This is a genomic window from Legionella taurinensis (assembly GCF_900452865.1).
Classification (GTDB): Bacteria; Pseudomonadota; Gammaproteobacteria; order Legionellales; family Legionellaceae; genus Legionella_C; species Legionella_C taurinensis.
Window position 1 is genome coordinate 930,647 of record NZ_UGOZ01000001.1, and the last position, 15,134, is coordinate 945,780.

Genomic DNA, 15,134 nt, shown 5'->3' on the forward strand with positions numbered 1-15,134 from the left:
ATATGGCTCAACAAGAGTTAAAAGAAGTCCGCTTTCAGGAGAAGTTTGCGCGAGATGGTCAGCAGAAATTGATGTTCGCGCTGCTGGTCTCTGTGGCTATTATTTTTATCATTGGCTCCATGCTTGCCTATATTGTTACGCACCCGCCTGAGCCTAAATATTTTGCAACCAGTATTAATGGCCGGATCACCCCGTTGACTGCCTTAGATGAGCCGAACCAATCGGATTCCGCGGTTTTACAATGGGCAAACCAGGCAGCCATTGCGGCATTTACTTACAACTTCGTCAATTACCGGGATGAACTGGAATCGACCTCGGGCTTTTTTACAACCGATGGTTGGCAGCAGTTTCTTCAAGCCCTGCAGGATTCCAACATTCTTGATCAGGTGAAGGCAAAAAAATTGATCGTTTCCGCCGTTGCGACACGAGCGCCGATTATTTTGCAAAAAGGGGTTTTAAGCGGCCGCTTCTCGTGGCGCGTGCAAATGCCGATTTTGGTTACCTATCAGAGTGCGAGCGAATTTTTTCAGCAAAACAATGTGGTCACTATGCTCATTACGCGGATTTCAACGCTTGATTCGCCTCGTGGAATTGGTATTGCACAATTTGTTGTAGGACAAGCCAGCGGTGGAGTCACTTGATGGAAAAAACAAAAGTTTTACTTCAGTGGGTCAGTCTATCCGGTCTTTTGGCAGTCAATGCCCTGACCGTTACCCCTTATGCTGCCGATCAGACTGATTCGGCTCAACAGGCTTTGCAACAATTGCGATTACTGCAACAACGCTTGTCTCAGACTGATCAAGGCAATCAGGCCGGCCTGCCGGAAGGGGCACAGGCTGTTCAGGGCGGGCAGGCGGGCAATCGGCCGCCGATGACCACCACGGCCACTGCTGCGGCCAATCAGGGCCAGACGCCACCGCAAAACAACCCACAGGATCCGACCATCACCGCTAACGACAAAGAGTTAATCGATGCCAAGGCGTTTGAAGGGGTTACCCGGCAACTCTTTCCTCTAACTCCTGAGCAGATTCTGCGTTTGAAGCAGATTTACGAAGCCTCGGAATTTGCGGAAGCCTCCCCGGCGGGAACCCCGCCCAAGCCGACGGCCACTTCCCAATTCGTGAATTTATCACCCGGTTCCACCCCGCCCGTGATTCGTCTGTCGCAGGGCTTTGTGTCATCCCTGGTCTTTTTAGATTCCACGGGGGCTCCCTGGCCGATCAGCGCTTACGATCTGGGCGATCCAACAGCGTTTAATATTCAATGGGACAAAACCAGCAACACCTTGATGATTCAGGCACAAAAACTCTATAACTATGGTAATTTGGCTGTCCGCTTAAAAGGACTTAATACTCCAGTCATGCTGACATTAATACCAGGGCAGAAAGCCGTGGATTATCGTGTGGATTTACGCGTTCAGGGCTATGGTCCCAATGCCAATACTACGCCGATTGAGGAAGGCATACCGCCAAGCGCCAATGATGTCCTGCTACATGTGCTGGATGGCGTTCCTCCACAAGGCAGTCAGCGGTTAACCGTCAGCGGCGGCGATGCCAGAGCCTGGCTGTTAGGCGATAAAATGTTTGTGCGTACCAATTTGACTATTTTATCCCCCGGGTGGATCAGCAGCATGACCAGCGCCGATGGCATGCATGCCTACGAGATGCAGAAGTCGCCTGTATTATTAGTGTCCTGGCATGGGAAAGTCATGCAACTCAAGGTAGAAGGGTTATAGCAATGGCAGGAAAAAAAGAAAATCTGAAAGCGCTGTTCACCAACACCCGATCCAGGGTCATTATTATATTCACTTCCCTGCTTTTGGTGATTGCCGTCGTGATTGGCTTGGTCAAATTCAGCTCGTCAACGGATGTCGGGCCGTTGGGCACCTCCACAGTGACCAGTGCACCAGGAAACATTCAATCGATTCCGGGCGCTCTTGATCCTACAGCGCAATACGCCAAGCTGCAGCAGATACAGAACGTCACCCAGGCCGAAACCGCGCTTAAAAGCGGCGGAAGTGCGATTCCTACCATCATCCGCACTCAGGAGTTAGGGGCGGGGGTGCAAGCTGTCGGTGCTCCGCAGGGTGAAGGCAGTGTCGGATTTTCTACCTTAGCCCGTGAGGAAGAGGGTGGACCGCAACAAAGCCTGTGGTTGCAGGATCTGAAAAACAGCAATTGCAGCAAAGCCACTGTTCAGCAAGTGGTTAGTCAGGGCGCGGCCATGACTGACCTGAAGCGAGCCTGTACCTGTGCTCAACTAAAAGACAATGGCTATCAGATTGGTGACCTTGAACCCGTTTGTTCCTGTAAAGAATTGCGGGCAGCTGGATACAATGCCCGGCAATTAAAAGACGCCGGTTACAGTGCGGCCCGTTTGCGTGCCTGTGGGTTTGATGCCTGCGAATTGCGTAACGCCGGGTTTACTGCTCAGGAAATGAAAGATGCCGGTTTCAGTGACGGCGAATTGAAAGGCGCCGGCTTTTCGGATGACGACATTGCCCGGGCCAGCGGTTTGCCGGAAGGAATAACCGAAGCGGACGTTCGCAATGCCGGATGTCAGGTCGCCGCTTTGCAGAAACTCAGGGCAGCCGGTGTCAGTGCCTCCGCCATTCGCCGCATCAGCGGTTGCAGCGCCGCGCAACTGAAGGCCGCCGGTTACACCGCGGCCGAATTACGCAATGCCGGCTTCAGTGCTGCGGAGTTAAAAAACGCAGGTTTTACGGCGGCCGAATTAAAAGCGGCTGGTTTCAGCGCGCGGGATTTGCTTAATGCCGGCTTTACTCCCGATGACTTGGCGAAAGCGGGCTTTACCCCGGCTCAAATCATGGCGGCTGAGTCGGAGTTGCCTCCCGGCATTACGCCGGATGACGTCAAGAAGGCGGGCTGCGATGTAGAAGCCCTGCGCAAGGAACGGCTGGCGGGTGTCAGCGCCAAATTAATCAGGCAATACGCAGGATGCAGTGCAAAAGCACTGAAGGAAGCGGGTTTCACCGACAATGATTTGGCCAATGCCGGTTTTACCCCGGCTCAAATCAGCGCGGCAAATCCATTGGATGACAATGCCATTCGTGCGGCCGGTTGTGATCCGGATAAGTTAAAAGCATTATTCAATCAGGGTGTCTCCGCCAAACGCATCAAGGAATTAAACGGCTGCAGTGCAGCGGCATTAAAGGCAGCCGGTTATGATGCCAAATCCCTGCTGGATGCCGGCTTTACTCCTCAGGAACTGCTGGCTGCCGGATTTACACCGCAGGAGATTAAACAGGCGGCTGCCACCTCCGATGCGGCCATCCGTGCCGCAGGCTGTGACCCCGCTAAACTGCGTCAACTGTTTGAAGCCGGCGTTTCTGCCAAGCGCATTCGTGAATTAAACGGCTGCAGCGCCGCCGCCCTCAAGGCAGCCGGCTTCGATGCCAAAGCGCTGTCAGACGCCGGTTTTACTCCTCAGGAATTGCTGGCTGCCGGATTTACTCCCCAGCAGTTGGCCGCAGCCGGCATCGACCCATCCGCGATCATTGCCGCAGGGCGCACCGCCGATTGCAGTGTTGCTTCCCTGCAGGCGGCACGGGCAGCCGGAGTTTCTGCCGCTACCATTAAGCAAACACTGGGATGCAGTGCTGCGGCGATGAAAGCCGCAGGTTATACGGCAGCGGAACTTCGCGCAGCCGGTTATACGGCAGCGGAACTAAAAAACGCTGGTTTTACAGCGGCTGAGCTGAAAGCCGCCGGTTTCTCTGCGAAAGAATTGCGCGCAGCCGGTTTTACCGCGCAGCAATTAAAAGACGCCGGTTTCAGCGCCAGTCAATTGCGCGACGCTGGATTCAGTGCGGCGGAATTAAAAAATGCAGGCTTTACAGCCGCTCAGTTGAAGGCCGCTGGATACAGTGCCAAGGAGCTTAAAGACGCCGGTTTCACCCCTGAAGAGTTAATGAAAGCAGGCTTTTCTGCCAAGGAGTTGAAAGAAGCCGGCTTTACCGCGGCGCAATTACGACGCGCCGGTTTCAGCAATGATCAATTGAAAGAAGCGGGCTTTACTGCAGCTGAGTTGGGAGCAGGCACGGATACCGGGGCGCAAGTTCCGGGGCTGGATGGAATAACACAGCCAGGACTGCCGTCCACCATGATCGGCCTGCCTGCAGGGCAGGGCCGTCCCCAAACGGCTGCCTCGGTGGAGGCCGCCAATGCGCAACAGCTGCAGGCCATTCTCAAGAAGCAGAACGAGCAGTTAGCCGATCAACGCTACCAGCAGCAGATTCAGCAACGCACCTCGGAAATGTTGTCTGTGGCAAACCAGTCGTTGCAGACCTGGCAAAAAATCGGGGTGCAGGTTTATACCGGCGGCGAAGAAGAAGACAAAAAAGACGCGGCACAGGCTGGTTTGGCTGGTTTTGGCCCGAATCAGGCGGGGGCTTCCGCCATTCCTCAGGCCACTACCGCAACAGGTCCCGCGCCAAAAGCATTAATCAAGACCGGCGATATTCTCTTTGCGGTGCTCGATACCTCGATTAACAGCGATGAGCCCGGGCCTATTCTTGCAACCATCGTATCCGGGCGTTTTAAAGGGGCGAAGCTTATTGGCAGTTTTAACCTGCCCAGCAATTCGGACAAGATGGTCATTAGTTTTAATACCATGTCCGTTCCTGGCGCAGCAAAAACCACCTCCATCAGTGCGTTTGCCATTGACCCCAACACCGCGCGAACGGCTTTATCAAGCCGCACCAATCACCATTACCTGATGCGTTACGGTTCGCTGTTCGCTTCCTCTTTCCTTGAAGGCTTCGGAAATGCCTTCCAGTCAGCCAATACGACAGTAACCATTGGCGGTACCGGAGGCGGTGATAACATTACCATTCAGAATGGCGTAGGGCGTTCGGCGCTGGAGAATGCGGTCATTGGTCTGGCTACCCTGGGTAAGCAATGGGGACAGGTCGCACAGCAGCAATTTAACCGCCCAACTACGGTTGAGGTATTTTCTGGAACAGGGGTGGGTATATTATTTACTCAGGATTTAACCTCCCTTTAACGTGAAGAGAAGGTAAGAAATGGTTGACAATAATCAAAACAACGATGAATATCAGTTTGCTGATTTGGATGTGGTCAATCCGGATGGCGGTGACGATGATTTAGAAGCCATGCGTGCGGAAGGCGAGCAGCGGGCTCCTAAAAAAGATGTCCGAAAAAATGCATTGATTGTGATAGCTTTGATTGTGGTCGCCATGATTATTTACAAATTCATGGGAGCCATGTTCTCCAAAAAACCGGAGCCTGTGACGCCGCCACAAACGGTGACTGCTCCGGTGACGCCAACGCCTGTCACACCGGTGGTTACTCAACCCACGCCGTCTACTTTGACCCCTGTTCCTACCCAGCCCCAACCGACGACGCTGGTGTCTGATGAGGTCAACCAGAAACTGTCCGCGCTTGAGTTGGCCCAGCAGGGGATGCGTTCGGAAATCACGACCATCAATAATCAGTTAAATGGCCTTTCAGGCAATGTGAACGATTTAACTAATAAAATTGCGGCCTTAAGTCAATCTGTCAGTTTACTGGCGGCCAAAGTTGAGCAACAATCTCAGCAAATTGCGGTATTAACGGTTCGGGCCAAACCGAAACCTGTTCCGCACATAGTGCGAAAAGTAACCCCTCGTCCAGTCTATTATATTCAGGCTGTGATACCCGGCCGGGCGTGGTTAATTGCCACAAATGGGTCTACACTTACGGTAAGAGAGGGTTCTGTTATAGCAGGGTATGGAACTGTAAAGCTGATTGATGCGACCCAGGGACGAGTTGTTATGAGTACTGGTCAGATCATTCGATTTAGCCAGCAAGACAGTTGAGACGAATATGGCTAACCAATCAATTACGAACTGGATTACAAGTCAGGCCGATATTCTAAACAATATCGCCTCCAACCTGGCTCCTGTTCAGAGACTATTAACCGGCGCGGCCTATCTGATAGGCTTGTCCTTTGCCTTTAAGGCCATATATAGTTTAAAGGTGTATGGTGAAGCCAGAACGATGATGTCTTCCAATACCAGTGTCAAGGAGCCTGTGGTTTATTTTATTGTCGCGGCGGTATTTATTTATTTCCCGACTGCGATGGACGTGATGCTCATGACCACGTTTGGAAATACCAACATTTTGGCCTATGCCAATGCCAGCGCCAATCAAAGTACCAATGCTCTTTTTGGCAGCGGCAGTCCTGTCGCCTGGGCCTTGAGGATCATCATTCAGACCATCGGCCTGGCAGCCTTTATACGAGGCTGGGTGCTTATTGCCCGCTCGGCTTCGCAGGGACAACCGCCTGGCGGTACGGGCAAAGGATTAATGCACGTGTTTGGCGGGATTCTTGCAATTAATATTGTGGGAACGGTTAATGTCATTAATGCAACAATTTATGGTTCATAATTTTAAGTGTGTTTAAACAGGAGAGATGAAAGTGAATACCCCAGCGAAAAGAAACAGTTACATTAATTACGCTGTGATGGCGACCGTGTTTTTGTGCCTAGGCATAGCAGGGGACGCCATGGCAGCGTCGAGCCAGTCCATTGGCGGCATGGCTTCGACCATTTATGGTTCATTCGGGCAATTGGCGAAATTAATCACTGCCGGTTCTTACCTGGCGGGTTTGGGCTTTTCCGTGGGCGCCATTATGAAGTTCAAACAACATAAAGATAACCCAACCCAAATCCCAATCGGTACACCGATTGCTCTGGTGTTTATTGCCGCGGCGCTTCTCTTCCTGCCCACTATCCTGGGTGTGGCTGGGGTGACCATGTTCGGTGGTTCTGGTGGTACAACGGCCGGTCCTACTGGTACTGTTTTCACCAGCAGTGGCGGCTAGTCTTAATCAACAATAACATCGCGGTTAAATCAGGAAGCCCAGTGCTTCCTGATTTATAATGAAAGCAAACAGGCAAGATTGATGGTTATGAATCAGGAACAAAGCAAGCTTAAATTAGTAGCGAGTGCTGGAGCCTGGCGCTTGTATTCCGCCAGAAAGGCGGATGAACGTTTTCGTGCTTTTGAACTGAAGGTTTTTCAGCGCGATCGCTATACCTGTCAATTTTGTGGGTTTCAGGCAAGGCTATTCCAGGAAGTGGTTAATCTGGATAATGATTACACCAACAACCGCTTATCCAACCTGGTTACCGCCTGTTGTTTTTGTGCTCAATGCTTCTTTATTGAATCCGTGGGTGTGGGTGGTTATGGCGGCGGTACGCTGATTTATCTGCCGGAATTGTCGCAGACGGAACTGAACAGTTTATGTCATGTGCTTTTCTGTGCGATTACCAATGATACCGGTTACAAAAGCAGTGCCCAGAATATCTATCGCAGTTTTAAATTCCGATCCCAGATTGTTGAAGAGAAATTTGGGGAAGGGACCAGTGATCCGGCCATCTTCGGCCAGCTGATCATTGACTCCGGCGCTACCGCGCCAGAGACATTGGATAAACTGTTTAATAATATTCGACTCCTGCCTTCAAGGGCTAAGTTTCGCAAGCAAATTGAACGCTGGGCGGCGAGTGCACTTGAAGAGATTACGGAGTCAAGCTGATGTTCATAGTCAATAGTAACGATGACTGGTAAAGAATAGGGAATAACCATGGGGAATTGGGCTGAATCATTTTTTGAAGGTATAGATACCTTTTTTGCCTGGTTGAGTACCTCGCTAAAACAAACCACTGAATCGTATTGCGAACTCGAAACCGCGGACAGCCCCACGGTATTGGTTAACCATGACGGGTCGCTGATTTCCTTAATTAAAGTGGAAGGGGTGACAGCGCTTGCAGGTGCCGAAGAATTCGAACAGCTGGTGGAGGGCTTATCGAATGCATTTCAGGGCGCCATGAGCCGGCCTGGCCATGCTTTTCAGGTGTATTTCAGTCATGACAAGCAGAACATCCGCAAAGTGATTGAAGACATTTATGCGCCAGCGGAAGCGACGGCCAAACGGCTGGAATTAACACTTGACGATTTATTCATCGAGCGTGTGGATTACCTTTCGCAATATTGTGCGGAAGAGCGGCTTTACTTTGTGCTATTTACCAGGCCTTTTAACCTCGCGCAGGATCAATTGAAAGCGGCCAATAAAGCCAAACTGAAAATGCTGAGGGACATGAAGGCCCCTTCCTTTAAAAATACCCAGACAGTGTATGCCGCTATTCCTGAGTTAAGGGATACTCATGATGCGTATGTGCGTTCGGTCTTAAATGATCTGGATGCCTTGAACATTTATGCCCGTCTGGTTGAAGTGCATGATGCCGTGCAGGCTATCCGCATGACCGCTGATCCCGATTTTACAGCCGATGACTGGCGGGCTACCTTACCGGGCGATAAGATTCTTCCTCGCGAGATTAATCGCTTTGAAGGCGATGTGTCCGATTTGCTTTGGCCTTCACTGGCTAAACAGGTCATACCCCGCGACGCGGAAAGCCTTGATCTGCGCACGGTAAAAGTGGGTACGAAAATCTATTCTTCGGTGTTTATTGATCTTTTTCCCAAAGATGTGCGTCCTTTCCTGACCCTGTTTGCACGCATATTACCGTCACATATACCCTGGCGTATTTCGTTCCTCGTTGAAAGCGAGGGCTTAAATACCATCAAATTAAAAGGCATGCTGTCAGCCATTCTATCCTTTACATCCGCACAAAATCGCCTCATCAGCGACTCCGTGAATCTATTAAAATACCTGCAATTGAATACCGATGACGCCATTGTGCGTTTGCGTGTGGTTGCCACCACCTGGGCGCCGGAAGGCAATATTCCGTTATTACGCCGGCGCAGTTCGGAATTGGTAAAGGCGATACAGGGCTGGGGATCCACCGATGTCTCGGAAATCTGCGGTGATCCCTTTGCCGGCTTTGTATCCAGCATGTTGGCGGTGACGACACGGAGTGCGGCGGTACCTTCCGTTGCGCCCTTGTCGGATGTGATTACCATGCTCCCCATCACACGCCCGGCGTCTCCCTGGGAGACCGGTGCGTTATTGTTCCGCACTCCCGATGGTAAACCCTGGCCGTTTCAACCCGGTTCGACCCAGCAGACAACCTGGATCGATCTGGTGTACGCACGCCCGGGTTCTGGTAAATCCGTGTTATCCAACGCGTTAAACTTAGCCCTTTGCCTGCAGGGAGGCTTAACGCGCCTGCCCCGCATCGCCATCATTGATATCGGCCCGTCAAGCAGCGGGTTAATTTCCCTGCTTAAAGAGGCATTGCCCGCTGCCAAGCGCCACCTTGTGGCCTATTACCGTTTGCGCATGACACCGGAATACTCCATTAACCCCTTTGACACCCAATTAGGCTGCCGTTACCCCACTGCGACAGAGCGCTCCTTTTTAGTGAACTTCCTCACCTTGTTAACCACACCACTCGGAGCAAATAAACCCTATGATGGGATGCCGGATCTGGCCGGTATGGTGGTTGACGAGTTGTATAAAAGCCTGGCTGATGAATTCAACCCAACCCCGTATGCGCCTGGAGTTGAAGAATTTATCGACAGTATTTTAGAGGAAATTGGCTTTGTGAGGGATTCGAAGTCCACCTGGTGGGAAGTGACCGACGCCTTGTATTCCGCCGGGTTTGTCCATGAAGCCATGCTCGCACAACGTTATGCCATGCCGCTGCTGGCAGATGCGGCGTCGATCTGCCGAACGCCATCCATTGAGGACTTGTATGAGAAGGTCGTCGCTCCCACAGGCGAGTCGCTCATCAGCGCGTTTTCTCGTATGATATCCGGCGCGGTACGCGAATACTCCATTTTATCCCGGGTCACCAGTTTTGATATCGGCGATGCCCGTGTTGTATCGCTTGACCTCGATGAAGTGGCTAAAAGCGGGGGTGATGCAGCCGATCGGCAAACGTCCGTGATGTACATGCTGGCACGCTATGTTCTTGCCCGTCATTACTATTTAACGGAAGAAAGCATGAACAACGTGCCGGATCAGTACCGGGAATACCATAAGACGCGGGTGCTTGAAATCCGTGAAGATCCCAAACGCATTGTCTATGACGAATTCCACCGCACATCCAAGTCTGCTGCGGTGCGCGACCAGGTTATCATTGACATGCGGGAAGGTCGAAAGTGGAAAGTGCAGATTGCCCTGCTCTCTCAATCCGTTGACGACTTCGATTCCGTAATGATTGAATTCAGTACCGCCATTTACATTATGGATGCCGGTCCCTCCCAGGCCGTGGAAAAAACCACTCAGATTTTCGGCCTGTCAGAGACGGCAAAGACCGCCTTGCGCACCCGCGTCCATGGGCCGCGTCAGGGCGGGGCGACGTTTCTTGTGCAATACGCCACCAAGAACGGGGTGAACATCCAATTGTTGACGCTGACTCTGGGGCCGGTTGAATTGTGGGCCTTCAGTACCACGGCGGAAGATGCCTCGGTTCGTAATCAGCTTTACCGCCATCTCGGTCCTGCGGAAGCACGCCGATTGCTGGCTGCCTTGTTCCCTAATGGTTCTGTGGCTAAAATTATCGAGGAACGATTGGCTGCCATGAAGGCCGAAGTCGGTTTGATCGAAGAGGATGCCAAGAACAGTGTCATTGAACAGTTGGTCAGTGATATTCTCAACGCGTACACCAAAGATCCTAACGTAAAAATGCTGCCCAAAAATTAATCCAGAATTTGGGCAGTGCAACGACAGACTAATGGGATTAAAGAATGGATTTTAGCCAATTGCGTTTAGATACGCCCAGAATGAAATTAGTCCCCATTAGCGAAGAGCACACAGGCGCTGTCTGCGAGCATTTTACTGCTGAGATTACCCGTTACATGTGGCCTTCCGCGCCCAAAACCCGCCAGGAAATTGCCGACCATGTGCTGTTAAAGCAATTGGCCATGCGCAAAGGCGAGGAAATAGCCTTGATTCTCATCCGTAAAGACAACAGGGAATTCTTAGGCTATGCCAGTCTTCACGAGGTTCAATCCCGCTCCCGGGAACTCGGCATCTGGCTTAAGAAAAGCGCGCAGGGTCATTATTATGGCTATGAGGCACTGTCAGCTCTGATCGAGTGGGCGGAGGCGACGCTTCACTATGATTACCTGAAATACCCGGTGGATAAAAGCAATTACCCCAGCCGAAAGCTCATTGAAAAATTGGGGGGTACGCCTCAGGATGAGTATGTGAAGTGCAGCGAGTCCGGGCGTGTTCTGCATGAATTAGAGTATCGAATTTCCCACGCACCGCTTGAAAGCGGTTTGTAATGAGTTAGATGTAATAATCCTCTCATGGAGGCCTGCACGGGCAGGGTACGCTAGAAGTTCAGGAATCATCAATGGCCTTCTTCCGTGTTGTGCAGTACCCACAAACGCCGTCATGCTATCAGAACATCAGCCTGTCAATGCCTGGTTGCCGAACATGGACACGTCAGGCTATCTCTTCATTTAAATTAAACCCCGTTAAAATGCCCGGACTAAACGGATTGATCTGATTTTCAGTTTTGAGCTGGTATCGTCCTGAATTGCCGTTGATTTCAAACAGGATCTGAAGGCTCGCGCTGTCGTTGCTGTCGACCAGCACATTGACTTTCTGGAGAATTTTAAAGAAGGCCCAGGGGCCTTTCTCTTCCAGTTCAAAATGGTTGCCTTCAATGGAGTAAATGGCCAGTTTGGCATCGGATTGAGGCCAGCTGAAAAGGGTGTAGGAGTCGCTCGTCTGGCTGTCGGTGAGTTTGGTTTCACCGATGGATAACTGTAAATTCGCCACCACTGGATCCAGATTGATTTTTTGCAGGGTGAAGTCGATTTTGCTGGTTTTGGCGTGCTCAGGGAAAAACATATTACTGATGACATTGGCCCGTATCAATTCATTAATCAAATCGGTGGAAATCGGCATGACGTAGCCGTTTAATTCTTTTGATTGCCATTGTGGTTTGGAGGTATCCAGGAAGGGTTTTAAATAATGATTCACGAAGGAATTCAAGGTGCCTTCCGGTGCAAAAAAGCGATCAAACTCCATAAGCGATACTTCATTGTCCGGGTTATTGGCATCCAGTGGGTAACGGTTGGCGATGGCCGATTGATAATCCGTAAAAACCAGCCGCTGCCATTGGTGATTCAAATAGGTACGGCTTTCCGTGATAAAAATAAACCAGGTGTCATCGGCAATTTGTTTCGCCCAAGTGGATACAGGCTCCGGGAGCTGACGGGCGCGATTGTACAGTGCGCTTAATGGATCGGATAAGGATTCGCCGCTGAAGCGTGAGCGCGTCAGTTCAAAAACGGTGCGTCCCTGATCATTGACCAGCGCCAGCGTAGTAATGAATTTCTCCAGTTCGCTGATGTTTAAACTCAAATCATGCGTGGCGGAATTGCTCATTAAGTTAAGAGAAGTAAACTGGCTTGCCACCTGTTGATTGAAAACAGAGGCGCTTTGATCCGGCGACGGGCTGGTCTGCTCCTGAATCAGCTCAACGAGACGCTCAATGGCATTGGTTTTCGTCAGCGTTTGAGTCAGCAGACGTGCCTGCTGATAGCCCTGGTAATGCTGAGGGTGTGTGCGGCGAATGAAATTCTGCCACCAGGTTGCGTATTCAAAACAATAAGCCTGTTCGAGTTGCGAGGGCAGGTTTTGCAAATCCTGTCGAGCCAAAATCCAATTTTCGTCCTGGAGTTGTGCGCTGATCGCTGGCAGTTTTGCCATAACCTCGTTAAAGCCTTTTTTGGTGTAATAAACCGGCAATTCCCTGTTGGTCAGATCAAACCCGGGTATGTCGATGATTTTTTTGTCTTTAGGGAAATTGTCCTTTGCCAAAGAATAATACAGGTAAGCCGCAGGCAGGGCGTTGAGGTAATTGCGAACATCACTGACCAGTTGACGGTTAATGGCGATGGGCTGCAGCGGCTGCTTCAATGCTTTTTTAAGAAGCAGAAGCTCTTTGTCATTCATTGGCGCGGCATGGCTTGCTTCATGAGTGCTTCTGAACCAGTCAATCACCGCCGTTTCTGAAAAATGCTCCGGCTCAGCCAGCATCAGGTAAATTTTTAAAGCCTGATAGCGGGCCAATTGGCTTTGTGACGGATTGGCAATGATTGCTTCGAGGCTGGCTATCATGTCCGGTAAGAAATTGTGGTGCAGTCTGCTCTGGGCATTGGAATGCAGTTGGCTTTTCAGTTGTTCAATGATGGTCAGCGACAACAGATTAACAGGAATGGAGTCTATTTTAGTCTCCGCCAGCGACAGATGATACAGTGCCGATGTTTTGCCATTGGGCTGACCTATGAGCGTTTCATACGCCAGTAACTCCTTGCTGGCCTCATCAAGCAGTCTTGAGGTCGTCCAATGTTGATAAGACACGCCGCAGAGCGCCAGGCCGACAACCCCTGCCGCAATGCCTGCAATCAGTTTATGCCGCCCGCTCATGCCCGGCACATGGCTTTTTGTGTGTTCCTGCAGGGCTTTGATGGCTCCTTCGATAAAATAGGGGCGGTAGTTGCTGGACTGTTGAAACCGGTCCTGCACGGTTAACGCATATTCATGCTGAATCTTACGGTTTAAACGATCAATGGTTAAACCGCCCTGTTGCGCACTGGTAAAATACAAACCCTGCAGACGAAAGAGCTGATGGTTCAACTGTTGAATCAAGGCCTGCACAGGCACCCGCAGGCAGGCTAATTGCAGGGGAAATTCACGGATTAATGTCCGCTTGGCGCTGGAACGGGCGGGGTGCAGTTTATTGATAATTTGCTGACCCAGGACTTCGATCATCTGGTCAAACTGGGATTGATACTTTTCAATGAATTTGTTGCGGGTCCCCGTGTTTTCCAATGAAAAACCCAGGGGTTTGGCGAGTTCGCTGGGGTGCTCAGACTGAAAAAATTCACAAAAACCGGCCAGCGTATCCAGTTGCGTGAACAGAAGGGCCATGTCCGTGCAATACCCCAGGGCGCTGCCGAAACGTTCAAGTAATTGCATGTGTGATTTGCAATGCTCGACAAGCTGTGCCGGTTCAATCAGCAACAATTCACTGCTGTTGATGCAAAGGATGAGGCCATTGATTTTGACATTGCTGTGGCAGCGGTTCAATTGCTTGAGCGTATTGGTTAACAAGCTTTCACTGCTGTGAAGCCAGGTTTCGCCCAACTCAAGAATAACCCCCTGATTATTGTAAAACAGATTGGCACCCTGCTCGTTCTCGATGGGGCAATGGATAAGATTGGCCTGCTTTAAAAGCGCCGTTTTACCCTGGCCGGTTTTACCAATCAATAACAGGAAAGACAACGGCGTTTGTTGCGGTTTTAATTGTACGAAAATTCGTTTTAATGCTTCGCAAAGCAGGTGTAGCGATTTATCCATTAGTCATCCAGTTTGGCTATGAGATGATGTCCTGTCTGGACGGTTTTGGCTTTATTTTCCAGCAGGAGGTAACTCACAAGGTAACCGGCAATAAGCAATCCCAACGAGAGAAAACACACCCTCAGTAGCGGTTTGCGGCTCGCGGGGCTAAAATCGGCCTTTTTCTGTTCTTTAAACAGGTGATGCGATTGATTTACCCGGTGCTGTTGAATTAATTGATAGAGTTCTTCGATCAGGTTATCCAGCACGCTGCGACCATTGGCCTGCCCATGCTGTATGCCTTCAAAGCCGGCAATCAGGCAGTAATAGGCCAACTCAATCAAGTCCAGGTATTGGTGGGGCCGTTCCTTGATGAAATGAACAACATCAAAAAAGCGCTGTTCAGGACCCGTGCCATCCTGAGATGCCGGGGTGAACGCCGCAAAGATGGCGGGTTCTTTATGCAGGCGCAGGTAGCTCTTTCCCAGCAATTCATCAATGGTGGCGCAAAGCAAATAACGGGCTATGGCTATGAATTCATCGCTATAGGATTTGCCGAGCACCCGGCTATGAAAGGCCAGTAACTCATGTTCAATATTGCCGCGGATGGTTTGTACCGGCGGCAAAGAAGGACTGACACCCAATCGTTCCAGAAGAGATAAAACAGGTCCTGCTGCGGCAACGAGCGGATTGGTTGTAAAAGGAGCAACAAATAATTTGGAGCGAAAATAGCCTTGAGGCATTTGCTGAGTGCCCGGTAATGACAGTTGACTCACAAGAGAGGCCGAATAATGCTCGGCTGCCATGGCTTCACTCCCAATTAATTGTGCAGTTGTCCTCTGGGG

At 50.8% G+C, this 15,134-nt stretch carries 11 protein-coding genes; 9 read left to right on the plus strand and 2 right to left on the minus strand.

What is annotated here, in order from left to right; genetic code table 11:
- Positions 1 to 2: 2 nt before the first annotated feature.
- The 9 genes from DYE45_RS04405 to DYE45_RS04445 all read left to right on the plus strand — a co-directional run bounded on the left by DYE45_RS04405 (position 3) and on the right by DYE45_RS04445 (position 11,219).
- Positions 3 to 641 (plus strand): type IVB secretion system apparatus protein IcmL/DotI, encoded by a 639-nt coding sequence (locus DYE45_RS04405; protein WP_108292349.1) that lies wholly within the window; start codon positions 3 to 5, stop codon positions 639 to 641.
- Entirely contained in the window at positions 641 to 1,735 is a 1,095-nt protein-coding gene (locus DYE45_RS04410) for a DotH/IcmK family type IV secretion protein (RefSeq protein WP_108292347.1), read from the plus strand. The genes DYE45_RS04405 and DYE45_RS04410 overlap by 1 nt, the downstream gene beginning before the upstream one ends.
- Before the next feature lie 2 nt (positions 1,736 to 1,737).
- Complete coding sequence (gene dotG / locus DYE45_RS04415) at positions 1,738 to 5,025, plus strand: type IVB secretion system protein DotG/IcmE (protein WP_108292345.1); 3,288 nt, start codon at positions 1,738 to 1,740, stop codon at positions 5,023 to 5,025.
- A 19-nt stretch (positions 5,026 to 5,044) separates the two neighbouring features.
- Positions 5,045 to 5,839, plus strand: a complete 795-nt coding sequence (icmG, locus tag DYE45_RS04420; protein WP_108292343.1) for a type IVB secretion system protein IcmG/DotF — start codon at positions 5,045 to 5,047, stop codon at positions 5,837 to 5,839.
- 7 nt (positions 5,840 to 5,846) lie between these two features.
- Positions 5,847 to 6,410 carry a hypothetical protein gene (locus DYE45_RS04425; protein WP_058532001.1) on the plus strand — a complete coding sequence of 188 codons (564 nt, stop codon included), beginning with the start codon at positions 5,847 to 5,849 and terminating at the stop codon, positions 6,408 to 6,410.
- Between the two features lie 76 nt (positions 6,411 to 6,486).
- The gene (locus tag DYE45_RS04430; protein ID WP_058532280.1) at positions 6,487 to 6,846 is read left to right on the plus strand and encodes a hypothetical protein; all 360 of its coding nucleotides are present in this window, start codon (positions 6,487 to 6,489) and stop codon (positions 6,844 to 6,846) included.
- Between the two features lie 81 nt (positions 6,847 to 6,927).
- Positions 6,928 to 7,560, plus strand: a complete 633-nt coding sequence (icmJ, locus tag DYE45_RS04435) for a type IVB secretion system protein IcmJDotN (RefSeq protein ID WP_108292341.1) — start codon at positions 6,928 to 6,930, stop codon at positions 7,558 to 7,560.
- A gap of 48 nt (positions 7,561 to 7,608) precedes the next feature.
- Complete coding sequence (locus DYE45_RS04440) at positions 7,609 to 10,632, plus strand: putative type IV secretion/conjugal transfer ATPase (RefSeq protein WP_108292339.1); 3,024 nt, start codon at positions 7,609 to 7,611, stop codon at positions 10,630 to 10,632.
- Between the two features lie 44 nt (positions 10,633 to 10,676).
- Positions 10,677 to 11,219, plus strand: a complete 543-nt coding sequence (locus tag DYE45_RS04445; RefSeq protein WP_115300518.1) for a GNAT family N-acetyltransferase — start codon at positions 10,677 to 10,679, stop codon at positions 11,217 to 11,219.
- 163 nt (positions 11,220 to 11,382) lie between these two features.
- Here the strand turns inward: DYE45_RS04445 and icmF are convergent, their stop codons facing one another.
- Positions 11,383 to 14,310, minus strand: a complete 2,928-nt coding sequence (gene icmF / locus DYE45_RS04450; protein ID WP_115300519.1) for a type IVB secretion system protein IcmF — start codon at positions 14,308 to 14,310, stop codon at positions 11,383 to 11,385.
- Positions 14,310 to 15,095, minus strand: a complete 786-nt coding sequence (gene icmH, locus DYE45_RS04455; RefSeq protein ID WP_108292333.1) for a type IVB secretion system protein IcmH/DotU — start codon at positions 15,093 to 15,095, stop codon at positions 14,310 to 14,312. The genes icmF and icmH overlap by 1 nt, the downstream gene beginning before the upstream one ends.
- Positions 15,096 to 15,134: the final 39 nt, after the last annotated feature.